This is a genomic window from Nitrosopumilus sp. K4 (assembly GCF_018128925.1).
Classification (GTDB): Archaea; Thermoproteota; Nitrososphaeria; order Nitrososphaerales; family Nitrosopumilaceae; genus HKST03.
In genome coordinates this window covers 822,321-846,817 of the sequence record NZ_CP067007.1, presented here as the reverse complement: position 1 = coordinate 846,817, position 24,497 = coordinate 822,321, and the positions used below count along the sequence as shown (strand labels likewise).

Annotated in this window: 25 protein-coding genes; 12 read left to right on the top strand and 13 right to left on the bottom strand. The window is 34.6% G+C overall.

Annotated elements, in window-relative coordinates; all coding sequences use genetic code 11:
* The first annotated feature begins 209 nt into the window (after positions 1–209).
* Entirely contained in the window at positions 210–3,734 is a 3,525-nt protein-coding gene (locus tag NsoK4_RS05115; RefSeq protein WP_211685800.1) for a chromosome segregation SMC family protein, read from the top strand.
* Here the strand turns inward: NsoK4_RS05115 and NsoK4_RS05110 are convergent.
* Positions 3,731–4,696 carry an ABC transporter ATP-binding protein gene (locus NsoK4_RS05110; RefSeq protein WP_211685798.1) on the bottom strand — a complete coding sequence of 322 codons (966 nt, stop codon included), beginning with the start codon at positions 4,694–4,696 and terminating at the stop codon, positions 3,731–3,733. The genes NsoK4_RS05115 and NsoK4_RS05110 overlap by 4 nt on opposite strands.
* Before the next feature lie 94 nt (positions 4,697–4,790).
* Between NsoK4_RS05110 and egtD the strand changes: the two genes are divergently transcribed.
* Positions 4,791–5,813 (top strand): L-histidine N(alpha)-methyltransferase, encoded by a 1,023-nt coding sequence (gene egtD / locus NsoK4_RS05105; protein WP_211685796.1) that lies wholly within the window; start codon positions 4,791–4,793, stop codon positions 5,811–5,813.
* A 1-nt stretch (position 5,814) separates the two neighbouring features.
* Here the strand turns inward: egtD and egtB are convergent, their stop codons facing one another.
* From egtB to NsoK4_RS05090, 3 genes are all read right to left on the bottom strand, one after another.
* Positions 5,815–7,125, bottom strand: coding sequence for an ergothioneine biosynthesis protein EgtB (gene egtB, locus NsoK4_RS05100; RefSeq protein ID WP_211688937.1), 1,311 nt, complete (start codon positions 7,123–7,125; stop codon positions 5,815–5,817).
* 198 nt (positions 7,126–7,323) lie between these two features.
* Positions 7,324–8,766, bottom strand: coding sequence for a proline--tRNA ligase (gene proS / locus NsoK4_RS05095; protein WP_211685794.1), 1,443 nt, complete (start codon positions 8,764–8,766; stop codon positions 7,324–7,326).
* A 52-nt stretch (positions 8,767–8,818) separates the two neighbouring features.
* Positions 8,819–9,106 (bottom strand): hypothetical protein, encoded by a 288-nt coding sequence (locus tag NsoK4_RS05090; protein WP_211685792.1) that lies wholly within the window; start codon positions 9,104–9,106, stop codon positions 8,819–8,821.
* Positions 9,107–9,280: 174 nt separating this feature from the next.
* Here NsoK4_RS05090 and NsoK4_RS05085 point away from each other — a divergent pair, with 174 nt between their 5' ends.
* The 6 genes from NsoK4_RS05085 (at position 9,281) to NsoK4_RS05060 (ending at position 13,315) form a co-directional block, all read left to right on the top strand.
* A complete protein-coding gene (locus NsoK4_RS05085; RefSeq protein ID WP_211685789.1) occupies positions 9,281–9,514 on the top strand; it encodes a hypothetical protein in 234 nt (77 codons plus the stop codon).
* A gap of 124 nt (positions 9,515–9,638) precedes the next feature.
* The gene (serB, locus tag NsoK4_RS05080) at positions 9,639–10,289 is read left to right on the top strand and encodes a phosphoserine phosphatase SerB (RefSeq protein ID WP_211685787.1); all 651 of its coding nucleotides are present in this window, start codon (positions 9,639–9,641) and stop codon (positions 10,287–10,289) included.
* Between the two features lie 32 nt (positions 10,290–10,321).
* Positions 10,322–11,047, top strand: coding sequence for a coenzyme F420-0:L-glutamate ligase (gene cofE, locus NsoK4_RS05075; RefSeq protein ID WP_211685784.1), 726 nt, complete (start codon positions 10,322–10,324; stop codon positions 11,045–11,047).
* 53 nt (positions 11,048–11,100) lie between these two features.
* Complete coding sequence (locus NsoK4_RS05070) at positions 11,101–12,015, top strand: PHP domain-containing protein (RefSeq protein WP_211685782.1); 915 nt, start codon at positions 11,101–11,103, stop codon at positions 12,013–12,015.
* A gap of 68 nt (positions 12,016–12,083) precedes the next feature.
* Positions 12,084–12,314: a sulfurtransferase TusA family protein gene (locus tag NsoK4_RS05065; protein ID WP_249110986.1), complete on the top strand. Its 231-nt coding sequence runs from the start codon at positions 12,084–12,086 to the stop codon at positions 12,312–12,314.
* Positions 12,315–12,322: 8 nt separating this feature from the next.
* The gene (locus NsoK4_RS05060) at positions 12,323–13,315 is read left to right on the top strand and encodes a cysteine synthase family protein (RefSeq protein ID WP_211685780.1); all 993 of its coding nucleotides are present in this window, start codon (positions 12,323–12,325) and stop codon (positions 13,313–13,315) included.
* Here NsoK4_RS05060 and NsoK4_RS05055 read toward each other — a convergent pair.
* The 5 genes from NsoK4_RS05055 to NsoK4_RS05035 are packed head-to-tail and all read right to left on the bottom strand — an operon-like array spanning position 13,309 to position 16,682.
* Positions 13,309–13,788: a hypothetical protein gene (locus tag NsoK4_RS05055; RefSeq protein ID WP_211685778.1), complete on the bottom strand. Its 480-nt coding sequence runs from the start codon at positions 13,786–13,788 to the stop codon at positions 13,309–13,311. The genes NsoK4_RS05060 and NsoK4_RS05055 overlap by 7 nt on opposite strands.
* A gap of 27 nt (positions 13,789–13,815) precedes the next feature.
* Entirely contained in the window at positions 13,816–14,028 is a 213-nt protein-coding gene (locus NsoK4_RS05050) for a hypothetical protein (protein ID WP_211685776.1), read from the bottom strand.
* A gap of 15 nt (positions 14,029–14,043) precedes the next feature.
* Complete coding sequence (trxB, locus tag NsoK4_RS05045; RefSeq protein ID WP_211685774.1) at positions 14,044–15,036, bottom strand: thioredoxin-disulfide reductase; 993 nt, start codon at positions 15,034–15,036, stop codon at positions 14,044–14,046.
* A 27-nt stretch (positions 15,037–15,063) separates the two neighbouring features.
* Complete coding sequence (locus NsoK4_RS05040; RefSeq protein ID WP_211685772.1) at positions 15,064–15,840, bottom strand: DUF6775 family putative metallopeptidase; 777 nt, start codon at positions 15,838–15,840, stop codon at positions 15,064–15,066.
* 23 nt (positions 15,841–15,863) lie between these two features.
* Positions 15,864–16,682 (bottom strand): sulfide-dependent adenosine diphosphate thiazole synthase, encoded by an 819-nt coding sequence (locus tag NsoK4_RS05035; protein ID WP_211685770.1) that lies wholly within the window; start codon positions 16,680–16,682, stop codon positions 15,864–15,866.
* A 187-nt stretch (positions 16,683–16,869) separates the two neighbouring features.
* Between NsoK4_RS05035 and NsoK4_RS05030 the strand changes: the two genes are divergently transcribed.
* A complete protein-coding gene (locus tag NsoK4_RS05030) occupies positions 16,870–18,678 on the top strand; it encodes a nitrite/sulfite reductase (RefSeq protein WP_211685768.1) in 1,809 nt (602 codons plus the stop codon).
* Entirely contained in the window at positions 18,675–19,478 is an 804-nt protein-coding gene (locus NsoK4_RS05025; protein WP_211685765.1) for a sulfurtransferase, read from the top strand. The genes NsoK4_RS05030 and NsoK4_RS05025 overlap by 4 nt, the downstream gene beginning before the upstream one ends.
* Here NsoK4_RS05025 and NsoK4_RS05020 read toward each other — a convergent pair whose 3' ends face one another.
* A complete protein-coding gene (locus NsoK4_RS05020) occupies positions 19,479–20,615 on the bottom strand; it encodes a tetratricopeptide repeat protein (protein WP_211685763.1) in 1,137 nt (378 codons plus the stop codon).
* 95 nt (positions 20,616–20,710) lie between these two features.
* Between NsoK4_RS05020 and NsoK4_RS05015 the strand changes: the two genes are divergently transcribed.
* Positions 20,711–22,366: a collagen-like protein gene (locus tag NsoK4_RS05015; RefSeq protein WP_249110984.1), complete on the top strand. Its 1,656-nt coding sequence runs from the start codon at positions 20,711–20,713 to the stop codon at positions 22,364–22,366.
* A 9-nt stretch (positions 22,367–22,375) separates the two neighbouring features.
* Positions 22,376–22,660: a hypothetical protein gene (locus NsoK4_RS05010; protein ID WP_211685761.1), complete on the top strand. Its 285-nt coding sequence runs from the start codon at positions 22,376–22,378 to the stop codon at positions 22,658–22,660.
* A gap of 72 nt (positions 22,661–22,732) precedes the next feature.
* Here the strand turns inward: NsoK4_RS05010 and NsoK4_RS05005 are convergent, their stop codons facing one another.
* The 3 genes from NsoK4_RS05005 to NsoK4_RS04995 form a co-directional block, all read right to left on the bottom strand.
* A complete protein-coding gene (locus tag NsoK4_RS05005; RefSeq protein WP_211685759.1) occupies positions 22,733–23,077 on the bottom strand; it encodes a hypothetical protein in 345 nt (114 codons plus the stop codon).
* 113 nt (positions 23,078–23,190) lie between these two features.
* Entirely contained in the window at positions 23,191–23,367 is a 177-nt protein-coding gene (locus tag NsoK4_RS05000; protein ID WP_211685758.1) for a hypothetical protein, read from the bottom strand.
* 19 nt (positions 23,368–23,386) lie between these two features.
* Positions 23,387–24,496, bottom strand: a complete 1,110-nt coding sequence (locus NsoK4_RS04995) for a GTP-binding protein (RefSeq protein WP_211688735.1) — start codon at positions 24,494–24,496, stop codon at positions 23,387–23,389.
* Between the last annotated feature and the right edge of the window lies 1 nt (position 24,497).

The window sequence follows — 24,497 nt, the reverse complement described above, 5'->3', positions numbered from 1 at the left end:
ACTCTGAAAAATTTAGAAACCAAAAATCATTCAAATGTTAAACAAGAAAAAACTTGATCTATGTGTGCTTTAGGCACACGATCTTGAATGGATATTTCATAATACCCACCAATACGAAAAATTTGATAGTAAAACAAGAAAAATTATGCAATTATGTCAACTAAACTTGTTAACAATCGATTATCTCATGATTTTACACAATATTGTTATTGGTACATGTCAAAAAAGTAGAGATCTTTGGTTTCAAGTCGTTTGGATTTAAGAATACTACTGTAAATTTTGAACCTGGATTGGTTTCAATATCTGGACCAAACGGTTCAGGCAAAAGTAACATCTTAGATGCCATTATCTTTGCAATGGGTGAGAATAAACCCAAAATAATGAGAGTCGATAAACTTCGTTCTCTAATTCATGATATTGAAGGGAGTCGACGTGGGCCAAAAATGGCAAGATCAAGCGTTCATTTTGACAATTCTGATAGAAAAATCCCTGTTGATTCTGACGTTGTTGAAATTACAAGGGAAATGGATGAATCTGGAGAAAATACTTACTATCTTAACAAAAAGAAGACAAACCGTAGCCATATTTTGGATTTGCTTGATATGGCAAATGCCGGTCTAGGACAATTAAATGCAGTTCAGCAAGGAACTGTTACGAGGATTTCGGAATTCACATCTGAGGAAAAAAGGAAAACGATTGAAGATCTTATTGGCCTTTCATATTTTGATGAAAAAAAGGCTGAAGCTATCAAACAACTTGATGAAGCTGATAGGCGATTAGAAATTGCACTTGCAAAAATGGGCGAGATTAAGAAAAGAATTGATGAACTAGAAGAAGAGCGAAACCAGAAACTTCGTTATGATATTCTTGAGCGTGAACTGAATCGATATAAAGCAATTGCAGCTGCAAATAAACTCAAAGTCATCGTAAATCAAAAGAGCTCAAAAGAAGAAACCCTTGGAAATATCAATTCTGAAGTTAAGACTTTAGATGATGAAAGAAGTATTCTTAGAACTCAAATTGAACAATTAGAATCAGAAAAATCAAAACTAATGGCCCAGGCAAATGATTACAGTCAGGCCAAAGCTGCAATTGATGCAGAGTTAAGTGCTGCAATGGAGCAATATGAAATTGATAACAGCGCAATTGTAGCTTCAACAAAAAGAATTCAACAGATTAATGATCGTATACCTGAAATAAAAAATGAATTAGAAACAATCAACTCTACAAGAAATGAAATTGAAAATAAGATTCAGGAAATAAAAAACTCAATTGAAGAAACTGAATCCAAAAAGAAAAAAATTAATGATGATTTGGAATTAATTGATTCAGAAAGAACTAAAATTCTAAATGAACAATCTATAGCTGCATCTAAAAAATCTGAAATTGATAATAAAATAAAATCCCTTTCAACACAACTTAACGAAACTAAATTAAAACTGTCTAAAGTTGAACACGAAAAACAAGAATCTGAATCTAAAATTAAATTTAATTCTGAAAAACTTTCTTCCCTTGAAACAGATATTGAAAAATTAACTGGATTGAAAACTCGTCTTGAATCTATGATTAATAATCATAATGCCACAATAAGAGAGATTAAAACAAGAATTGAGAAACTTAATTCTAAAAAGTCTAAAATAATTCATGATATCGAAGAACTTACTCTCATTCTTGAAAAGTCGAGCAAAGCAGCAGCTCAATATGAAACAAAAATTAAAACTGTCAAAGGAATAATGCATGAGGACTATACTGTTGCAAAATTAAAAGAAGATGCTGAAAAACTTGGAATTGTTGGACTAGTTTATGAAATGATCACTTGGGATAAACAATACGAACGCTCGGTTCTTGCGGTGAGTTCTGATTGGATTAAGGCTATTGTGGTTCAAGACTTTGCAACATTGCTTAGTATTGCAGAAGTTGCACGCTCGCAAAACTTACCAAAATTAAAAATTATTCCTCTTGAAGCTATTCCAAAATTCAAACTAGATCTTCCAAAAGATTCTGGTGTTGTTGGAGTGCTTTCTGACTATGTGCACTCAAAACCAGAATATTCTGCTCTGAAAACATTTCTGTTTGGAAATGTGATTCTTACAGAAAGCCGTGATGCTGCACATAGAATTTCAAAGAAAGGCTACAAAACAGTAACGCTTGATGGTGAATATTTTGAGGCCAAAGGTGGTGCCGTAATTATTGATATTAACTCCAAAATCTCAAAACTCACAAAAATCATCTCTATGAGTACTGATATTGAGGGATTAATTCAATCCATCAACCTCCTCAAAAAATATGTTCAAAAGAAAAAACTCTCCCTGAAAAAAATTGAGGACTCCATACATGGGTATTCTCAGAGACTATCTATGTCTGAAAAAAGCTTGGCCTCTACTGATGAAAATTTCTCTAATCTGAACTCGAGAATTTCATCAGCACTTAGTATGAAAGAACAGTTTGCCGAAAGAATCTCAAAACTCACTCAAAGAAATCAGGATATTCTAACTGAGATATCTACACATGAATCTCATGTTGAATCTCTTAATGAAAGAATTGCACTTGTTGAGGAAAATTATGCCAGTGGGGAACAAACACGTATCGCCCATGAGTTGTCCAGAATCAATGCCAAAAAATCTGAAATTGAAAAATTATACACACAAATAATGAATGAATACCGTGATAAGTCATCTAATCTTACTGCATTACAAACAGAAGACAATCGAGAAAAATCACAGGCAAAAAGCCTTCATGAAGAAGAAGTCTCCCTTGTCACACAACGTGAAGAATTACAACAAAAAATTGAATCTCTGGAAAAAGAGAAATCAATTAAAAATGAAAACCTGGTGAAACTAAGAGAGAAAGAACAAGAACTAATTTCTACCTCTGGTTCTTCTATAGGACAACTAAAAGAATTTGATGACAAATTAAAAATTCTGAGTGATAAAGATCGAGAACTGTCAAAACAAATTAACACACTGGAAAGACAATCGGACTCTTTGAACCGTGACTTGCATGATTTGGTTGAAAATGAAACGAAATTACAACAAATTCTATCTACATTTGGATTTGATCAAAATATGGAAACATTTGATGTTGAATCTATCGTTCAGGGTTTGACATCTGAACAAAATTCATTAAATGCACTAAATGCTAAAGCTCCTGAAACTTACCTTGAGGTATCTCATGGATATCGTTCAATGTCAACACGTAAGAATTCTCTAGAAGAAGAGCGCAACTCTATAGTCAAATTTATTGAAGATATTGAAAAAGACAAGCGCCAAACTTTCTTAGATGCTTTTGATAAAGTCGATAAGGAAATTAGGTTAATTTTCAATAAAATGACTAAGGGTAATGCTTGGTTAGAATTACAAAATGAAGATGATATCTTTAATTCTGGAATTTCTTACTTGATCCAATTTCCAAACAAACCAAAAAGAGAATCTACATCGATTAGTGGTGGTGAAAAGACTCTGGCTGCTATTGTATTTGTACTTGCACTTCAAAAACTAAAGCCCTCTCCGTTTTACTTGTTTGATGAAGTTGATGCACATCTTGATGCACCAAACTCTGAGAAACTTTCCAATATTTTAGAAGAGCGTTCAAAAGAAAGTCAATTCATTATGGTTTCTCTAAAAGATTCTGTAGTACAAAAAGCCAAGTTGATCTATGGTGTTTATCCAAAGAATGGTGTATCTCAAGTTGTAACGTATAAGGACAAAAGAGCTCCTTCTGTAAAAGCCACCTAATCCAAATCTACATAACATGCAACAAAGTGGTTTGAGGTTTTTTCACCCAGATTTGGTTCTGTAGCGCATTTTTCTATTGCATATGGACATCTTGGCTTAAACCTACATCCTTTGAAATCTTGTTTTTCTGTTGGTTCCTTTATTCTGATGTGTTTTTCTCTTAGGCGATTTTCTGGATCTGGCTCTGATATTGCATCAATTAGTGCTTGAGTATACGGGTGCTTGGGGCTCAATAACACATCGTCAATTGGTCCCATTTCTACGATTTTTCCTTGATACAAAATCCCTATCCTTTGTCCAAAAAATCTTGCCGTTGCAAGGTCATGCGTTATGTACATAAATGAAATGTTGTGTTTTTTTTGCAATTCTCTCATCAATTCTAACATCTCTGCCCTTATGGACACGTCAAGCATAGATACGGGTTCATCTGCTAAGATGACTTTTGGGTTAACTGCCAATGCCCTTGCCAAAACAATTCTTTGTCTTTGACCTCCTGATAACATATGTGGAAACTTCTTAACGATTTCTTCTGCTGGTTCTAACTTTACTTCATGTAATACGTCGATTACTCTTTGATGTCTTTCATCTTTCGTACCTAAACCGTGTATTTCCAATGGCTCTGCAATAATGTCTCCTATTTTCATTCTGGGGTTTATAGAGTCATATGGATCTTGTTGAATCATTTGACAATTCATTCGAATTTTTTCTAAACTTTTTTTATCGTCTTTGATCTCACTTCCTTCAAAAATTATTCTTCCTGAATCTGCATCAATTGCCTTTAAAATTAATTTTGCAATTGTTGATTTTCCAGATCCTGACTCTCCTGCCAATACAAAAACTTCTCCTTTTTTTAATGTGAATGAAACATCATCGGTAGCTTTTACAGTGATTGTTTTTGATGAAAATATCCCTTTTTTAGTGAAATACTTACTCAAATTCTCGATTTGTAATATTTCATCCATGTATAGACAAATCTTTTCATCTATATCAAGAGATATGTTTCAAATGGCTAATTTAGGATAAAACATTTAAGTTCAAAAAATTTTGTTTTAATACTTGAACGAAACAATACAAGACAATCTAAATTATAAAAAATATGTTATAGATTCTAGACTCAAATACTTTAAACCACACTCTACAAAAATTGAAAAAAGCTTTTCAGAAGAAATTTCTTTTAGTCTTAACCGAGATTCAAAATTTATTCATCCTAAATTTTTTTATGACAAAAAAGGCTCTGAATTATTTGAAAAAATTTGCACTTTAGATGAATACTATCCTACAAGAACTGAAATCTCTATTCTTAAATCAATTCAGAATGATTTGTTTGAGCTACTTGATGGTTCTTTTAGGTTGGTAGAGCTGGGCAGTGGTGCATCTGTAAAAACACGACTAATTTTGGATGTTTTTAACAAAAAATATGATAAAATTGAATATTTTCCAATTGATATTTCTGAAATTCTCACTGAAAGCTCAGAATTACTCTTAAAAGATTATGAAAATCTGTCTATAACCGGCATAATTGATACTTATGAAGGGGGTTTGGAATTTATACAAAATTATGACAGCGAGAAAAATTTAATCGTGTTTTTAGGTTCAAGTTTTGGAAATTTTTCTCCAATTGAAGGTGCTAAATTTTTAGAAAAAATCAACTCAACAATGAAGCATGGTGATCTATTTCTAATTGGATTGGATTTGGTGAAAAGTACATCTGTTTTAGAAAAAGCATATGATGACTCCAAGGGAATTACTGCAGAATTTAATCTAAATGTATTATCTAGAATAAACGATGAACTAGATGCTGATTTTGATCTTTCAAACTTTAAACATTATGCAATTTACAATGAAAAAGATCAACGTGTTGAAATGTATCTAAAATCTCTTGTTAATCAGTCTGTGATTATATCAAAATCTAATCTTTCACTAGAATTACATAAAGATGAATTGATTCACACTGAATATTCTCATAAATTCAAAATAGAACAAATTAAGGAGTTACTTGGGAAAACTGGTTTTAAAATTCAAAAAATATGGCTTGATAAAAACAATCTTTTTTCATTGACTTTGGCTTCAAAAAATTAGTTTAGATGTCTTCAGCACATCTAAAACCTGAAAATAACCATCTCTCGTCTAACCTGAAAAAATTTCTGTAACTTCCTCTGATTGACATTTGTGGTGTACCAAATGATCCTCCGCGTAATACTTTTTGATTTGTAAACCATTTGTCGTTATACTCGTCAAATCCTGTTTTGAAACCTGGATATCCTACAAATTCTGATGATGTCCATTCCCATACATCTCCTATCATTTGATGACACCCTGATGGACTTTGACCACTTGGATATGACCCAATTTCAGTTACTCCCCAATGATATGATTCTAGTAAATTACAATTTTGTTCTGATGGGCTTTCATTTCCCCATGGGAATATCGTCTTTTCTTGTTTTTCTTCATTCCAACATGCTGCCTTTTCCCATTCTGCTTCTGTTGGCAATCTTTTTCCTGCCCATTTACAATATGCTGCTGCTTCGTAAAAACTAACATGGCATACTGGCTCGTTTGGATTTATTTTTCTAATTCCTAGGAAATCCCTTATGTGCCATTGGCCATCTATTTTTTCCCAATACATGGGCGATTTCCATTCATTCTTCTTTACCTTCTCCCAACCATCTGATAACCAGTGTTTGTAGGTTTGATATCCTCCGTCATCTATGAATTTCAAATATTCCTTGTTTGTTACAGGGTATGCGTCTATTTTGAAATCATTTAGGTAAACTTTGTGTTGTGGTAATTCAATATCATAACAATACTCTTTTCCGTTGTATCCTAATGAAAATAACCCTCCTTTGATCATAATTGTTTTTTGTTCTGTATTTCCTGGTTTTGGCATTTCATTTTTTCTTACTGGTCTATATTGTTCTGCAAGTAAATGCTGTAAGTCATAAACTAAAAGTTCTTGATGTTGACATTCGTGATGAAATCCCATGATGATTAGTTTTTTTGCTTTATCACTTAGTGTTTGTGATTGAATAAATTTTTCAACGCGTTGATTAATTGTATTGAAATATTGAAAAATTTGATCAACTGTTGGTCTTGAAATTATGCCTCTTAGACCTTTATCGTGAGGCACACCAAATTGTTGATAGTATGAGTTTAGGTACTCTGAAAACTCCTTTGAATAAAATTCATAATTTTTATCAATTTTACTCAATATTGCCTCATAAATCCAACTAACATGTCCTATGTGCCATTTAGGTGGGCTCATAAAAAACGCAGTTTGCACTACAAAATCATCTTTTTCTAATGTTTTGACTAATTCTAAAGTTCTTTTCCTTGTCTCTTTGAATTGGTCAATGAGTGATTTGTGGCTTGTTAACTCTGGATTGGTCGTCAACACTGAAAATTATTTTTCTCCACTATTATATTTGCCCCTGGATACCTTCTTTTTAGAAATCAATATTCTGTATTCGTTATGTGATCTGTGTCGTGTCTTGAATGAAAATTATGTACAAAAATCTGAATCGTTGATATCTAAACCTGCGCAAATTTTATGAAACTGCTAAAAATTATGAATCACTGTCTTCTTTGATTTTTAATAGCCTCTTGCAAAAATTGGCTTTGATTGGCTTTGTTTCTGACAATAAAGACATTTTCCAGATACATCTTCTGACCCAAATGGTATAACTCTGATGTCTGCACTTGTTTCTTCCTTGATCTTTTCTTCACATTCTTGATTGCCACACCAATATGCTTTAAAGAATCCCCCACTTGAGATTTTTGATTTAAACTCTGAATAATCTAAAATTTCTACTGTGTTTTCTTTTCCTTGTTTCTTTGCTACTTCTAACATGTCTTTTTGAATTTGTTCTAAGATTGAATTGATATTCTTAATTTCTGAAATGGGCATGCTTAATTTTTCTTTATTGTATCTCTTTGCAATCATCACACTTTGTTTTTCAAGATCTTTTGGCCCTATTTCCATTCTTAATGGAACTCCTTTCATCTCCCAGTCATTAAATTTGTAACCTGGGGTTAACTCACTTCTGTCATCTATATGGACTCTGATGTCCTGTTTTTCTAATTCCTCTTTGATTTCTTTTGCTTTTTGAATTACTTGTTCTTTAGTTTCTTCTGATTTGTAAATTGGAACAATTACGATCTGAATTGGAGCTACTTTGGGTGGTAATACTAGTCCTTTATCATCTCCGTGGACCATTATCATTGCTCCAATTAATCTCCACGAGACCCCCCATGATGTTTGCCATGCAAAATGTTCTACATTGTCTTTATCTGCAAATTTTACTTCAAATGGAATTGAAAAATTCTGACCTAGAAAATGCGATGTTCCCATTTGTAGTGCTTTTCCGTCTGGCATGATTGATTCCATTGTGGTTGTGTATACAGCACCAACGAATTTTTCCTTCTCGCTCTTTTTTCCTGTTACTACTGGGATTGCTAATTCATTTTCAACAGTATTTTTATAAATGTCAAGAATTTTCATTACTTCTTTTTCTGCTTCATCTTGTGTTGTGTGAACTGTATGGCCTTCTTGCCACAAAAACTCCGATGTTCTAAGAAATGGTTTTGTAGCTTTTATCTCTGCTCTAAGTGCTGTGTTCCAAAAATTAATTTTTAGTGGTAAATCTCTCCAACTTTGAATCCATTTGGAATATAATGTATATGCTAATGTTTCTGATGTTGGTCTTAATGCCAGTTTGTCTCCTACTTCGTTTTCTCCTGAATGTGTTACCCAAAATACCTCTGGATTAAACCCTGCAAAGTGTTTTTGCTCTTTTCCTAATAATGATTCTGGGATGAGTACTGGTAAGAATCCATTTCTAATTCCGTTCTTTGAAAATTTTTTGTCAAAAGTGTCTCTAAGTAATTCCCAGATAGAATATCCGTCTGGTCTTAGGACAATTAATCCTTTAACTGGTGCATAATCTGCAAGTTCTGCTTTTAGAACTACTTGCGTGTACCACTCGCTAAAATCTTCTTTTTTCGAAACTGTGATCCCTTTATCTTCTTTACTCAAACATGATTCCAACAAAGATTTTACTAATGAGCCTTTCGTGAATTTTGGATTTTTACTTTAATTTGTCTCCTTTACAGAGTACTTTTCCAGTTACTCTGCTTTGGAAATTTGGGCATACAAAACATTGGATAAAATGAGTTTCTGCCTTCAAAACAGGGCAATCCACAAATTCTTGTTTCATCCTCTTGAGCATTTTTGGACTAACTCCTTTGAGTTTGAGTTTGCCTTTGTCATCCATCATTCCTGATGCTTTTAATTCTGCCTTTACTTCATCAGTTAGTTTTTGTCTTTTTTCAGTTGTTTGAACTTCTACTTCGAATTTATGTTCTAATTCTGCCATACTCGGTATCACTATCATCTTTGATTTATTACTAACGTTTTTTTGATCATAAAACTGGTTTAGACTTTAAACCTAAAACCATTTTTCTGTTTGCACTCACTTATTATTTAAATAACTTGTAAAATTTGTAATTTGTTTTAACATCTTTAAATGTCATTCATTTTATATTAAGTTATGAGCCATATATGTCCTGACTGGGAACGAGTTAAAGATTTGCCTACTTTGGAATTAACTGACTTCTTAAGAAGTCATGATGATGAACTTCCGTGGTACATACAATTACTGAGATCTCGAGAATCGAAACATGAGAAAGAAAATGATGGACTAAAAGATCAAAATGGTCATCATGAACAAGAGATTCTTATCTTAAGAGAACTATTGAAAGAATTGGAAAATAAGAAAAAATAATATGATCTCTTTTGTCTTCTACGAAAACAATTCCTTCTTGAATTCTTGAAAAATGTGATTTAATTAGCAAAAATGTGTGGTTACTTTAATATAATTAGCAATTTTTTTGCAAATCAGATAACACTTGTTAGTAATTTTTGATGTTGAAGGGGTTTTGTATGATGCAGAGTATTTGCCAATTCTTGCAGAAAAACTAAACAAAGAAGACGAAATTTGGGAAATTACTAAAAAAGGTATTCAGGGAGTCATAAATTGGGAAGAGGGTCTAAGAACTAGAGTTAAGGCACTAAAAGGATTAGATTATGAAACTTGTAAACAAGTTGCAGATGAATTACCTATAATGACTGGTGCAAAGGAAGCTTGTAGAGTTTTAAAAGCTGCAGGATGGAAAATCATGGCAGTTTCTGGCGGATTTACAATTATGACTGATAGACTAAAAGAAGAACTAGGGTTAGATCATGTTTATTCTAATGAACTACTTTTCAAAGATGGAAAACTAGATGGTGTAAAGATTAACGTTGATTCTGATAAAGCTAAATCAGCTAGAATAAAAATTGAAGAGTGGGGAGAAACTAAAGAAAACATTGCTTGTGTTGTTGATGGCGCAAATGATGTTAAATTGTTTGATATCTGTGGATTAGGAATTGCATATAGAGCACAAGATTTGGTAAAGGACCTCGCTACTACCACATTAGAAGAAAAAGATCTTTCCAAAATTTTAGATATAATTAACAAGCACTACAAATTAGAACTTGAAACTACGACTACTGCATAACCAATATTTGTCTGTCTTTTAGATACCTATCGTTGAATATTTTACCTGTGTTTATCGACAAAGAAATTGAATCTGGCGATGATATTGTAAATTTTATCTTAAATGTTGAAGACATTCAAGACAATGACATTATAGTTTTAGCACAAAAAATAATCTCAAAGCAAGAGGGGCGATTAGTAAATTTATCTTCCGTTACTCCATCATTATTGGCAGAAGGTATAGGTTCCCAATATGAAAAAGATCCTAGGATTGTGGAATTAATTCTACAAGAATCAAAACGTATTATCCGAATGCAAAACGGGATAATCGTTGTTGAAACAAACAATGGATTCATTTGTGCTAATGCTGGAATTGATGAAAGTAATGTAAAAGATGGTTATGCAACATTATTGCCAAAAAATTCTGATGAATCAGCTGAAAAAATACGAAGATCTATTTTTGAAAAAACAAACAAATCCGTTGGTGTGATTATTTCTGATACTTTTGGGCGTCCTTTTAGAGTGGGACAAACAAATTTTGCAATAGGAGTTTCTGGAATTAATCCTGTGCTAGACTATGCAGGGACGTCTGATACTTTTGGAAATGTTCTACGTGTAACTGCCATTGCAATAGCTGATGAGCTTTCATCTGCTGCAGAATTAGTTATGAAAAAAACTACAAAATGCCCTGTAGCAATTATTAGAGGTTTTACATTTCCTAAAGATTCATCATCAATTGATGTTCTATTAAGACCTGAAAGTGAAGATCTGTTTCGTTAAAAATTGATTTCTTGCAATAGGATTATAATCTAAAGGCAATCTTTTTCCAAATATTGCCTGTAAAAACTGAATTACATTGTCATAATTCCTTTTCAAATTTTCATGTTGGAGAAGAAGAACCTCCATATGATTGCAATATTTCTATTAGGGATCAACTTGAGCGGTCATACAGTTTAGGTCTGGATGCAATTTTTGTTACAAATCATAACACATTAGATGGTTACAGACAATTACTAGAATACAAAAACAATCATTCTAAATTCCAAAATATTTCTGTATTTCCTGCTGAAGAAATAACCATTGATACTGGTGCGCATGTATTGGCATATGGCATTCATGATGAAATAAAGTCTGGAATAACATTAGATGAGTTAATTGATGAAGTTCATAAACAAGGCGGAATTACATCTGCACCTCACCCATTTAGTTTGTTAGATGCATTAAGAGATAGTGCAAAAAAATGTGATATGGTTGAGGTCTTTAATAGCAACAACATAGATGTTTTATCTAATGCTAAGGCCACTCAATTTGCGCTTGATAACAATATGATTCAGGTTTCTGGCAGTGACTCTCATGTGCTGTCTACGCTTGGAAGATGTGTAAATGTGATTGATTCAGAAAATGATTTGGACGATATTTTACAGTCTATGAAAAAAGGACAAATTGAAATTTCTCAAACAGGTTATGCTTTACAAGATGAAACCATGGACCATCTAAAATACAAAATTAACAATTCTAAAGAATATCTTGTAGATTATATTTCTGAGCATTATCCAAACACAAAATGGCTTTTGACTTTGCTGCTTCGAATTTATAACTCAAATCAAAACAGTCATCTTTGGTCACTATTTTATAAAATTGCAATTCATTTGATGAAAAGAATTTCCCAAAAAATTAATTTTCAAAATCATGACCCTTCTTTTATGAAGGACAGAAATCTTTCAACTATGTTCAAAATGGCTATTTAGCAAAATAGGTCAAGCTAAACTCAAATAACTTTTAATATGACAGAACGACCTTCTGAAATTAGATAAAAATGTCTGCTGAAAAAAAATTAGATGCAACAGGATTGTTCTGTCCTGAACCTGTGTTTAGAACAAAAATTGAAATTGAAAAAATGCAGGTTGGTGAAGTTCTAACTGTTTCTGCAGATGATCCCGCAGCTGAAGACGATATATCTAGATGGGTTACAAGAAATGGTCATGAATTGTTAGATATGTCTAAAGATGGCAGCGTAATTACTTTTCAAATTAAAAAGGTGAAATAAAACAGATCATGACAACTGTTGCTGATACTGATGTTCTTAACCGTGTTGGAAACACTCCTCTTGTAAAATTAGATTCGTTGTCAAATGAAAATGCTGAATATTTTGCAAAATTAGAAGGTCACAATCCATTTGGCTCTGTAAAAGACAGGGCAGCTTATTGGATGATCAAAGATGGTGAAGAACGAGGAATACTGACAAAAGGAAAGAGCATCATCATTGAACCAACTTCTGGAAATACTGGAATTGCCTTGACTGGAATTGCTAATTTACTTGGTTACAAAGTTGAGATTGTTATCCCTGAAAAAGCAAGTAATGAAACTAAAGATATCATTAGAAAACTTGGTGCCAAAATCTTTGAAACAAGCGATGATTTGTGTCCTAAGGTTGGTGCAGGCACTGATCAAAGCATCGCTCTTGCAACTTCTATTGCCTCTTCTAGGCCTGATACTTATTATTCTCCAAACCAATACGCAAATGAAGCAAACTTCAAGGGCCATTATGTTGGAACTGGCCCTGAGATTTGGAAACAGACTGATGGTAAAATAACTCATTTCTTTACTGGTGTAGGAACTGGTGGTACTATTACTGGAATTGGGACCTACTTGAAAGAAAAAAATCCGAATGTCAAAATAATTGGTTGCCAACCTCAACAAAACCATTTGATTCAAGGATGGAGAAACTTTGAAGAATCTGCAAAACCAGATCTGTTCTTGAAACGTGAAAACGTAGTTGATGATTGGATATCTGTAGATAATGAAGAAGCATTTTCTGTTGTAAAGGAAGTGTATTCTAAAGATAGATTATTGATTAGTCCGTCTTCTGCTGCAGTTTATGCATGCATGAAAAAATACCCCATTGATGGTAAAGCATGTGTGGTTGGAATCTTTGCTGATGATGGAAGAAAGTTCAAGAGTGTTTATGCAAAACAAAATGTAATGTCTGAAGAAGAATTTGACAATGCATTAAAGGATGCAAAACACATGTCTGAATTAGCCTATTGATCTTCTAGTAGTTTCTTTAGGTGTTTTTCATAGAATTCACGAAAGTTTGCATTCATATCCATTTCATGATGTAGTGTTTTATTACTTTGTTCAATTAATTGCTCTTTGAGTTCTTTACTCCATTTACTTTGCTGTTTGTCTTTTGATGACATGATGTTTGGGTTTTCTTTGACTTCTCCTAACAATTCAAAAAGTTTGTCTCCTAATTGATGTAATTTACTTATTCTGAGCAAAAACATTCCTGCTTCATCTTTTTCTACGAGACTCATCATTGAATGAATTTTTTTGTAATATTCCATTCCTTTGTCATGATATTTTTTGAAATCGTCAACGCGTTTTTCCCAATACGTATGGTCTGTTTTGTCTAATACTTTGTAATTAAATTGAATTTCAGATAGTTCTGAACCTAATTTTGCCAATTCATTACTGTGTATTTTTAAAGATTCTGTAATTTCAGTTATTTCTTTATCCATACTCTTCTTTTCATTATTCTTTTCTAATTATCTATTCTCTTTTTGCCATGCCTTACGCGAAATATCTGAATAATGTTTTACACATTCTTCACACAATGAATCCCATTCTCCGATTATTGTCTCTAAAAATTTTTTTGACCATTCGTAGTTTGGCTCTTTTCTGTATTGTAATTGTTGAATTGTATAGATGTCTTTTTCATGAAATCGTCTAGTACACCTAGTACATTGTGCATTTTTCATCTTTGTAAAATTTCTTTAGGGTTTTTCAGTCAAATATTTGTCAACATCAATTGCTGCCATGCATCCATAACCTGCTGCTGTGATGGCTTGTCTGTACCTTCTATCATGGACATCACCTGCAGCAAACACTCCTTCGATGTTTGTGTGTGTCTTGTTTTTTAGAATGATGTATCCTTCTTCGTCTAGATCAATTTGATTTTTAAATAATTTTGTGTTTGGTTCGTGTCCTATTGCAACAAATAGCCCTCCTGCATCAAGTGTTTTCTCTTCTCCTGTTTTGAGATTTTTTAAAATTGCCTGTTGCATCTTTTGATCTCCTTTAATGTCTGTGACTTCTGAATCCCAATGGAATTTTATCTTTTCATTGTTAAATGCTCTTTCTTGCATTGCTTTACTTGCTCTTAATTCGTCTCGTCTGTGTACTACGTGTACTGTGGTTGCAAATTTTGTTAGAAATGTTGCTTCTTCTATAGCTGAATCTCCTCCTCCAACTACGATTAATTCTTGATTTCTAAAAAATGGCCCATCACATGTTGCACAGTATGAAACACCTTTTCCACCAAATGTTTGCTCTCCTTCCAATCCTAGTTTTCTGGGATTTGCACCTGTTGCAATGATGACTGCTTTTGCTTCGTACTCTTCAGATGCTGTTAAAACCTTGAATGGTTTATGCCTAAAATCTACATTTACTGCTTCATCGTCTATTATTGTTGTTCCCATTCTCTGGGTTTGTTTTCTCATTTCAATCATTAAATCAGGACCCATTATTCCTTTTTCAAATCCTGGATAGTTTTCAACTTCTGTAGTGTTGACTAATTGTCCTCCTGGAAGTAATCCTGATAAAATCAAAGTATCATACCCTGCTCTTGAGCAGTAAATTCCTGCAGTGTATCCTGATGGTCCTGCTCCGATAATTATCACGTCGAATTTTGTCTGATTTTTGTCTGGCATTTTTGGTGGCTCGTCTTTTTCTTGAAGGATTGTAGCACCGTCATCTGCTGCCATCATGATGTATCGTGTTTTTACTTCAACAATTTAAGTTATTGTCATTTTTTCTAAGATCTCTTGATGTTTTTGACATAGTTTTGTTGATTCTAACTGAGAATACAAAAGATCTTTTTGCCAATGCGCATTAAACAATCTACATTCCTTATTTTCGCAAAAAGGTTCTAGTGTTTCATAATAAAACAGTGCTTGTAGAAAATACCCTTCGACAATCTTAGATAATCTGGAATCGTGATATTCAAGAAAAGTTCCTTTGTATTTTTCTTTTAGATGATCTATGTTTACACCTTGTCTTGATTTTGTAATTAACTCCATATAGTATTCCCTGGGTTTTGCAGGGGCTTCGATGATTCCCGTTGTTGAAATTATTACAGGATTTGACCCAATCAATGCCCTTCCGTGATATCTATAATCATTATAGTCATACGTACAAGTAAGTTTGTTTGTAAAAATTACATGAAATGTGTCTTCTCCTAGTTCATCTTTTGGAATAATTTTTCCCAAAATATTTTGTAACTCAAAACCGTCATAATATGTAATATTTTGATTGGCTGATGTATCTATGACATTCTTTTTTTCAAATTCAATTTCTTCAAATGATGGAATGTGTTTGGTGTATGGAACACTTAGTTTGAATATTCTTGTTCCAGCAATGTCTTTTGGGATCTCTTCATCAGCTAATGTGAGGATTGATTTTCTTTTTTCTGGTAAAATACCAAATGTATTTTGTGTAAATTTGACTAAATTATCAAGATCAATTTCAGGCACAGAAGGCTCATCATAGAAAATAATTCTAGATATTTTCAATAAATTAAAAGAACGCTGATTGTTTATCTTTCTAACTCTTTAATTTTTGCTGCTGCAATTTCTGCTGCTCTTTTTCCAGAATATAGCATTGAACCAAATGTTGGTCCCATTCTTGCCAATCCGTGAGTTTCAGTGACAGACATTCCTGCTGCGACTAGACCTGGATACACTTCGCCTGTTTTTTCAACAACGTGTTCTTCACCTTCGTTGACAAACATTGGATTCATTCCTTTCCATTCTACTAGTCCTCTGTCTACAAGTCTTTTTACTGCTACTGAATCATGTCCTGATGCATCAATGATTATTTTTGCTTCAAAAGCAACTGGATCAACACATGTGATGTTTCTTGGTAATGCTGAAACCGGCATCCAATTAACTACGATTCCTGCCACTCTGCCATTTTTCAAAACAAGATCATCAAACTTTGTAAGGTTTAGGAATTTTACCCCTGCATCACAAGCTCCTGCAATTAATTTTGATACTGCATGTGGTCCTGGTGTTAAGTAAAGTCCTTCTCTGACTTTTTTGTATGGGATTCCTAACTCATCCCAAATTTTTTGAGCTGGTTCTCTAACTGTAACGGGATTCATCATATAACCTCCAAGCCAATAACCTCCGCCAAGGTAGTTGTTTTGTTCAATAACTAGTACTTTGAATCCCATGTTTGACAGTTCTCTACTTGCAGTTAATCCTGCAGGTCCTGCACCAATAATGATTACATCTGATTCTGCCCTGTCAATTAGAACGGAATGGAATTCATCAGCTATTGCACGTGTAATTTCAACTTCTCTAACATCGGTAAATATTTTTGATGATTGTTCGGCAACTGTTGCTTCTTGCATGAAAAAATTACTGCCTAGAACCCATTAATACTTTGCCACATAATTGAAAATTAGGATCCACTAATTGTTCTAGACATGTAAAATAATTTGTCAAAATATGGGAAATATACTGCTAGTCTTGGATGTTTGACTCCTAAAACATCCATTTATCAAAAATTTATATCACAACTCGACGACTTTTCTTATATTGACAACACCTGAACTTAAACAATCTAGTCCTGATTCGGTCAAACCCAAAATTAACTGGGGACGTCTTGAAGAAGCAGATAACTTTGCAGAAACTGTAAAGCTTTATCGTCAGGGAAAATACGACGATGAAAGTTTTCGAAGGTATCGTCTCCAAAATGGCGCATATGGTACCCGAATGACTAGTGATTATGCAATGGTTAGAATCAAACTACCTGCTGGCGAAGTTTATCCTCACCAACTTGAAAAAATTGCTCAGCTTAGTGAACAATACTCAATTGGCAGTGCGCATTTCTCCACTAGAGAAAATATCCAACTGCATTGGGTAGTTTTAGAAGATGTTTCAGAAATTTTCAGAGGTCTTGCTGAAGTTGGCCTTACATCACGAGAAGCATGTGGGAATTCTGTTAGGAATGTCATGTGTAGTCCTATGTCAGGGGTTTGTCCTGATGAAGAGTTTGACGCTACTCCATATGCTTTAGCTACTGCTAAATTCTTTTTAAGAAATCCAATGGCACAAAGTCTTCCAAGAAAATTCAAATTCAATTTTACTTGCTGTGAAAAACATGGGATGGTAAGAATGGTGGATGTTGGATTAATTCCACAAATTAGAGATGTTGATGGCACTAAACAAAAAGGGTTCAAAATTTTCTTAGGTGGTGGTTTAGGTAATCGTTCTTTTGTTGGTCACCAATTGGAGGAATTTACACCCGAAGAAGAATTATTGTATACATCCATTGCAGTGATGAGAATCTTTGATAGACTTGGAGATAGAAAGAATCTTGCAAGAAATAGAATGCGGTATCTCGTAAATGACATGGGTTGGGATAAATTCCAAAATCTTGTTTTCAAAGAACGTGCTCTTGTTAAAGCAACTCAATCTGTAATCACACAACTTGATGTTGATGAAACACCTGTATCTGTAAAGAGACCTATTCGAATATCTGATGAAAGTGGAGCCCCAACCCCTGATGGGTTTGCAAGATGGTTAAAAACAAACACTGTAAAACAAAAACAATCTGACTATCGTTCTGTATTTATCACACTTGAATCTGGTGATATTACTGCAAATCAACTTACTGCTCTTGGCGGAATTGTCAAAGACTTTTCTGCTGAAGGTATGGCCAGAGCTGGATTTAATCAAAATATCGCGTTGAGATTTGTTCATGAGGATGATCTACCAAAATTATACTCAAAATTGCTAGAGGTAGGCTTGGCAAAATCTGGAGCATTAACTATGACTGCCCCTATTGGTTGTTCAGGCACGACATCTTGTAATTTGGCCCTGACTAATTCTCACAGATTGGCAAAAGAAATTCAAAGAAAATTCCTTGAACTAAAACTAGATGAGGATGATGATCTCCGTGATTCTTCAATTAAGATTAGTGGATGCCCTAACTCTTGTGGCCAACATGGAATTGCAACAATTGGATTCTTTGGTGGTGGGGGTAGAGTTGGAAAAGAAATGTATCCTAACTACCAAATGCTACTTGGTGGCCGTTCAGATGGAGAAACAATGCTTGCTCAAACATGTGCTAGAATCCCTGCAAAAAGAGTGATTCCTGTTATCTTGAAAATCATTGAATTGTTCAAACAGTACAAAAAACCTGACGACACTCTAAAAGAATGGATTCACCGAGTTGCAAATGGAAAAGAAGATTCTGAAATAAAATCCATTAATGATATGAGAAAAATTTTGGAGCCCTTTACAGTTCCACCCACAAAAGAAGAGGATCCTGACTTTTACTCTGACTATGGCAGTGATTCAAGCTATCATACAAAAACTGGAAAAGGTGAATGTGCTGCATGAGCCAAGAAAAAACTGTCAAGACTACAACTGATATTGATACCCTTCGTTCTGAAATTAGAGACAAGAGTGTTCGCGTAATTGATGTTAGACGTGAAGATGACTATAAACAAAATCACATCCCTACTGCAGTAAATTTGCCTTTGGCAAATTTACTATCTGACGATAGCCCTGAAAGAGTTCAAAAAATCTTCAACTCTTTAGGTGTTGATGATGAAACACGTGTTGTAGTTTATGATGATACTTTTGGAGCTCTTGCATCTCGTGTTGCGTGGACATTGGAATACATTGGTCATTCTGACGTTACATTACTTGAAACCACCTATAGTCATTGGAAGTCTCTTGGATTAGAAAATGAAACTCAAACACCCGACATACCAACAAAAGAGCATTCTTTACATCTAAAACCTGAAATTTTAGCTACATCTGATTATCTTGAAAACTCAAAAGAAAAAGAAGATGTGATCCTAATTGATAATAGAGAACGACTGAATTATCTTGAACAACACATTCCAGGTGCAATTAGTCTTCCTTATCGAACTTTGGCAAAAAATGACAAGATTTTGCGCCCAAGAGATGATATGAAACGGCTACTAGAAAATCGTGGAATTTCAGGTGATTCTGAAATTATTACTTATTGTGGAAGTGTAGGAACACTCTCTGGATTAGCTTACTATGCTCTCAAATCTGTTGGACTACCAAATGTAAAACTCTATGTTCGTTCTTTTAAGGAATGGAAGAATTTGCAAAAACCTACTGAAAAACAAGAAGATGCAAACTATTGGGATTTATCTGCTGAATAGCTAAGAGATTTCGTTTCTTAGTTTTTTTGTAATTGTTACTTCGACATTGTCAAACAGATTAAGCATCTTGTCTTTGTTCTCAATCAAATAATCTACTCCTCTGTCTTTTAATCTGATTTTCCACAATCTAATTTCTCTATGCTCGTCAAAGAATAACTCAATCATCTGTTCTCCAGATTTAGTCGAGTCTATAAATTCATCAAAAACATTCATTGTTTTTTCCACATCTTCTTCTTCAATTGCATCCCTGACTGATTGAATGGCAAGACTGAGCTCTTTTAGATTCTTTATTGGCGTTGGTAATTTCTTTCTTGTAATTCCAAACAGTCCTTTCTTCTCTTTTCCCATCTTATCGGCAACTTCTGGTGCAAGATCATAAACTGGAATTCTACTAAGACCATCACGTTTTTCATTTTGAACAATCAATCCCTTCTCAAGTAATTTGTTTAATGCATCATCTGCATCTGCCTTATCCAAAAATGTAGTCCAAACAATTGCCCCTAATGTGTGGTATCCTTGTCTGATGGATTCTAAAACTACGACTTCGTTAATTCTCTTAAAACCTTCTTCAATTCTTACATTTGCAAAGTCTTTATCTCTGACAGATTTTCTTGCATTCTTTACATCGATTTCAATTGACCGTTTTAGTGCTTCTAATGATTCTGGAACTTGATTTAACAATGATAGGTAACATGCTTTGTTGTACCATGCCATTCCATATGTTGGATCTGATTCTATTGCTTTCTCAACTGCATCTAATGCTTTTGCATAATTGTTTTGTTCATAATGTACCAGCGCCTTTAGATTCCAGGCCTCAGGATTTGTAACATCGATATCTAAAATTTTGTCATATACTTTGAGTGCCTCTCCATGTTCATCTAAGTGAAATCTTGCATAGCCTAGTTTCATCAAAGTTTCTACATTTTGTGGATCTATTCTTAATGCCTGCTCAAATACTACTGCTGCCTCTTCTAATTTTTCATCAGCCATGAGGTTGATGCCTTTTTTGAATAATTTTTTACGATTATAATCTGAATCTACAAGACTTGTTTCTTCTTTTTTTTCAGGCTCTGATTTTACCTTGATTTCGACAGAATCCTTACTTTCCTTCTTTTTTTTACCGAACGGTCTCTTCACTAGCTCATAATTGCCATTTTATCTAGATAAATACTATCCTGAATTGAGCCTAATCCTAAAAATCTCTGAAAAAATCCTTGAAAATATAGAAATACTTGGAATTCACACAAACGATTGTGTCTTCTTCAAGAATAGAAATTCAAGGCCAAGCTCCTTTTAAACAATCAGGTGTATATGAGGTTCAAATTTCAATTTCTACATCAAAGCCTTCTGATGATAGTATTAGAACAAAACAGTTTCAGTCATTATGGAGAGGAAATTACCATCTGAGAGTTAAAGATGGTGTATTTTCAGAAACCTTGGGTTCTAATGAAAATCCCATTCCTCAATCAGTTTATGATTATGATAAAATTTGGATTATAGTAGTAGATCTCTTCTCTTCATTACATTCTGTCTTTGACGTATCTTTGGGTGGAAAATCTGAGGTTAAATCAAAATCTCAACCTACATCTGAAACAAAGACTGAAACAGTTTCCGATAAACCAAAACAAAAACCAAAACAAAAAACAACTCCTCCTTCTATCTCAACACCTACTACAGGTCCACCAGGTGACAAAGGCCCTACAGGTCCACAAGGTCCAGTCGGTGACAAAGGTCCACAAGGACCACCCGGTCCACAAGGTCCTCCTGGGGAAAAAGGTCTGCCCGGTCCACAAGGACCACCCGGTGACAAAGGTTCTACTGGTGACAAAGGTCCACAAGGCGACAAAGGATTAACAGGAGAAAAAGGAATTTCTGGTGACAAAGGAATTACTGGTGACAAAGGTGACAAAGGTGACAAAGGCCCTACAGGTCCACCCGGTGACAAAGGTGACAAAGGCCCTACAGGTCCACCCGGTGACAAAGGTCCATCTGGACTTAAAGGTCCATTGGGAGAAAAAGGTGACAAAGGTCCTACAGGTCCCTCTGGTGACAAAGGCCCCACTGGACTACGTGGAATAGTTGGAGAAAAAGGTGACAAAGGTCCACAAGGTCCACCCGGTGACAAAGGTCTTACAGGTCCCACAGGTCCATCAGGAGAAAAAGGTCCCACAGGTCAAGCTGGTGTTCAGGGTGAAAAAGGAATTCAAGGTCCCCCCGGCCCAGTAGGAGAAAAAGGTCCTGCCGGCCCAGTAGGAGAAAAAGGTCCAGTCGGTCCACCCGGTCCAGTCGGTGACAAAGGTCTTACAGGTCCCACAGGTCCACACGGAGAAAAAGGTCCATTAGGTCCACCTGGCCCAATAGGAGAAAAAGGTCAACGAGGTCCAGAAGGTCCAGTAGGAGAAAAAGGTCCACAAGGTCCACAAGGTCCTGCAGGAGCTAAAGGTCTTACAGGAGTCCCAGGTCCTCAGGGAGAAAAAGGTGACAAAGGTGTTGTAGGTGGCCCTGGAGAAAAAGGCCCTACAGGTCCACCCGGTCCAGTCGGTGACAAAGGTCCACAAGGTCCACAAGGTCCACAAGGAGAAAGAGGTTCAGCAGGTCCACCAGGAGAAAAAGGTCCACAAGGTCCACAAGGTATTCAAGGTCCACAAGGAGAAAGAGGCCCAACAGGTCCTTTGGGCCCAATAGGTGAACAAGGCCCAATAGGTGAACAAGGCCCAGTCGGTCCAGCAGGTCCAAGAGGTCCACCCGGTCCACCCGGAGAAAAAGGTCCAGCAGGAGGGATGTCGTCTGAACAAAAAGCAATATTCAAAGAACTTTTAGAAATTCTAACCAACAAAAATATTATTTCTACTGAAGAACAAATCAAATTAATGAGTTATCTTTACTAGGTAATTGACATGAGTGAAAATAGAGAAAAAATAGATTTTGAAATGTTAGATTACAAACGTCTTGAAAATGAATTTGTTTCATTTGAATTGGAAGATGGAACTATTGTTAAAGTTAAAGTTGATTTAGACCGAGTTGGAAAAGCTATCAACTACACTAACCCTGATGGCACTCCTCATTATGCAATTAATACTGCTGTGAAATTATCTATTACCCCTCCAGATAAAAAATTCTCAGTACAAAAAAATTCTATTAAAGGAAAAAGCACCAAACCACCTGGACAAATGTTTAGTTAATTTTTAAAAATTAAATTAGAAAAAGGGAAAACAAACCGCCATCATGTGACGATTGTTAATTTTTGAACGAGTTTATCGTTTTCTTTTTGCTGCCTTTCTCTTTGGAGCTGCTTTCTTAGCTGCAGTTTTTCTCTTTGGAGCGGCTTTGCGTTTTGCTGCCTTTCTCTTTGGAGCTGCTTTCTTAGCTGCAGTTTTTCTCTTTGGAGCGGCTTTGCGTTTTGCTGCCTTTCTCTTTGGAGCTGCTTTCTTAGCTGCAGTTTTTCTCTTTGGAGCGGCTTTGCGTTTTGCTGCCTTTCTCTTTGGAGCTGCTTTCTTAGCTGCAGTTTTTCTAGTAGCTTTTCTCTTTGGAGCTGCTTTCTTAGCAGTAGATTTTCGTGTTGATCTACGTTTAGTTGCAGCTTTTCTTTTTGTAGCCATAAAAAAACGACATTTTCATTCTTTTTCTATAGTTAAACTAAAGAATGTTACACAATTTGATAACAATTTGTCAACGAAATTTTTACAAAAATTTTTTTCTTGATCGTTTTTTTTCAATAAACACTTTCTGCTGATGGTCTTCTTCCTTGCAACCAACTTTTTTTTCCACAAACTGTACATTTGTACTGTCTTCTACGCTTGTATGTTGCCATTTCTGGAAGAAACACAAGGATTTGTTTTGTTTTTGTCATGCAATATTTGCACCATCTATGTTCTATTTCTTGATCCATTTGAAATCTTCTGATCGAATTATACTCCTCGATTTTTAATTATTGTTAAAACATCTTCATCTTGTAAAATATGATTCAATCCTACTCTTTGTCCCCCAAATTTAACACTTTTACCCCATACTAGCCCATATCTGAAATCTCTTTTCATCCGACGATGAAGTTTGTTACAAATGTCTTCAACTGTGTCTCCTTCTCTTGCAATCAATGGTTCTTTGTAATCTGTTTCACCTCCTTTTGGTTTCATGTAAATTCTGATAAAGCTGAGTTTTTGGTAAATTTTTTCTTTCAATAATTCAATGTTAATATCTGAATTTGCAGAAACTTCGATTACATCTGATTTAATTTTTGTTTTCAAATCTTTGAGGAATTCTTTGTCTACTAAATCTATCTTGTTGAGTATTGTCAGTGATTTTGAATAGCTAATGTTTCCTGCAATATGATCTGCTAATTGCTCTGATGTGATGTCTTCTCTGATTACTACTCTTGCACTGATTATTCCGTAAAGATGAAGAATATCTTTAAGATGTTTTTCTGAAATTTTTGTTAATTTGACTTGTTGTGCAACTGCGATTCCTCCCATTGGTGCCTTCTCAATTGTAATGTTTGGTGGTAACTGATTCAGTCTAATTCCTATGTTTCCTAATTCGTTTACCAAAACATCTTCATGATACGGTTGAAAAACATCTAACACCAACAGTACTAAATCTGCACTTCTTGCAACTGACAAAATTCTTTTTCCAAGCCCCTTTCCGCTTGACGCCCCTTTGATAATTCCTGGTAAATCTAATACCTGTATTTTGGCTCCTCTGTACTCCATCATTCCTGGAACTACTGTCAATGTTGTGAATTGAAATGCTCCTACTGTGGATTTTGCATCTGTTAATTTGTTTAACAATGTAGATTTCCCTACGCTTGGCAACCCTATGAAAACAACAGTTGCATCTCCAGCTCGTCTTACATCAAAACCATCTGTTTTTGCACCACTTTTTTTAGTGTCTTTGTCTTCTTGTTCTCTTTTTAATTTTGCAATTTTTGCTTTTAGTAATCCTAAATGGTGTTCTGTAGCTTTGTTAATTTGTGTTCTTGCCATTTCATCTTGAATGGCTTTGATTTTTTCTGGAATTCCCAAT

Excerpts from the sequence above, each read along its gene's own strand:
- NsoK4_RS05110 (WP_211685798.1), bottom strand. The coding sequence starts at position 4,696 with ATGGATGAAATATTACAAATCGAGAATTTGAGTAAGTATTTCACTAAA.
- NsoK4_RS05090 (WP_211685792.1), bottom strand. The coding sequence starts at position 9,106 with ATGGCAGAATTAGAACATAAATTCGAAGTAGAAGTTCAAACAACTGAA.
- NsoK4_RS05085 (WP_211685789.1), top strand. The coding sequence starts at position 9,281 with ATGAGCCATATATGTCCTGACTGGGAACGAGTTAAAGATTTGCCTACT.
- NsoK4_RS05065 (WP_249110986.1), top strand. The coding sequence starts at position 12,084 with ATGTCTGCTGAAAAAAAATTAGATGCAACAGGATTGTTCTGTCCTGAA.
- NsoK4_RS05060 (WP_211685780.1), top strand. The coding sequence starts at position 12,323 with ATGACAACTGTTGCTGATACTGATGTTCTTAACCGTGTTGGAAACACT.
- NsoK4_RS05055 (WP_211685778.1), bottom strand. The coding sequence starts at position 13,788 with ATGGATAAAGAAATAACTGAAATTACAGAATCTTTAAAAATACACAGT.
- NsoK4_RS05050 (WP_211685776.1), bottom strand. The coding sequence starts at position 14,028 with ATGAAAAATGCACAATGTACTAGGTGTACTAGACGATTTCATGAAAAA.
- trxB (WP_211685774.1), bottom strand. The coding sequence starts at position 15,036 with ATGATGGCAGCAGATGACGGTGCTACAATCCTTCAAGAAAAAGACGAG.
- NsoK4_RS05035 (WP_211685770.1), bottom strand. The coding sequence starts at position 16,682 with ATGCAAGAAGCAACAGTTGCCGAACAATCATCAAAAATATTTACCGAT.
- NsoK4_RS05025 (WP_211685765.1), top strand. The coding sequence starts at position 18,675 with ATGAGCCAAGAAAAAACTGTCAAGACTACAACTGATATTGATACCCTT.
- NsoK4_RS05010 (WP_211685761.1), top strand. The coding sequence starts at position 22,376 with ATGAGTGAAAATAGAGAAAAAATAGATTTTGAAATGTTAGATTACAAA.
- NsoK4_RS05005 (WP_211685759.1), bottom strand. The coding sequence starts at position 23,077 with ATGGCTACAAAAAGAAAAGCTGCAACTAAACGTAGATCAACACGAAAA.
- NsoK4_RS05000 (WP_211685758.1), bottom strand. The coding sequence starts at position 23,367 with ATGGATCAAGAAATAGAACATAGATGGTGCAAATATTGCATGACAAAA.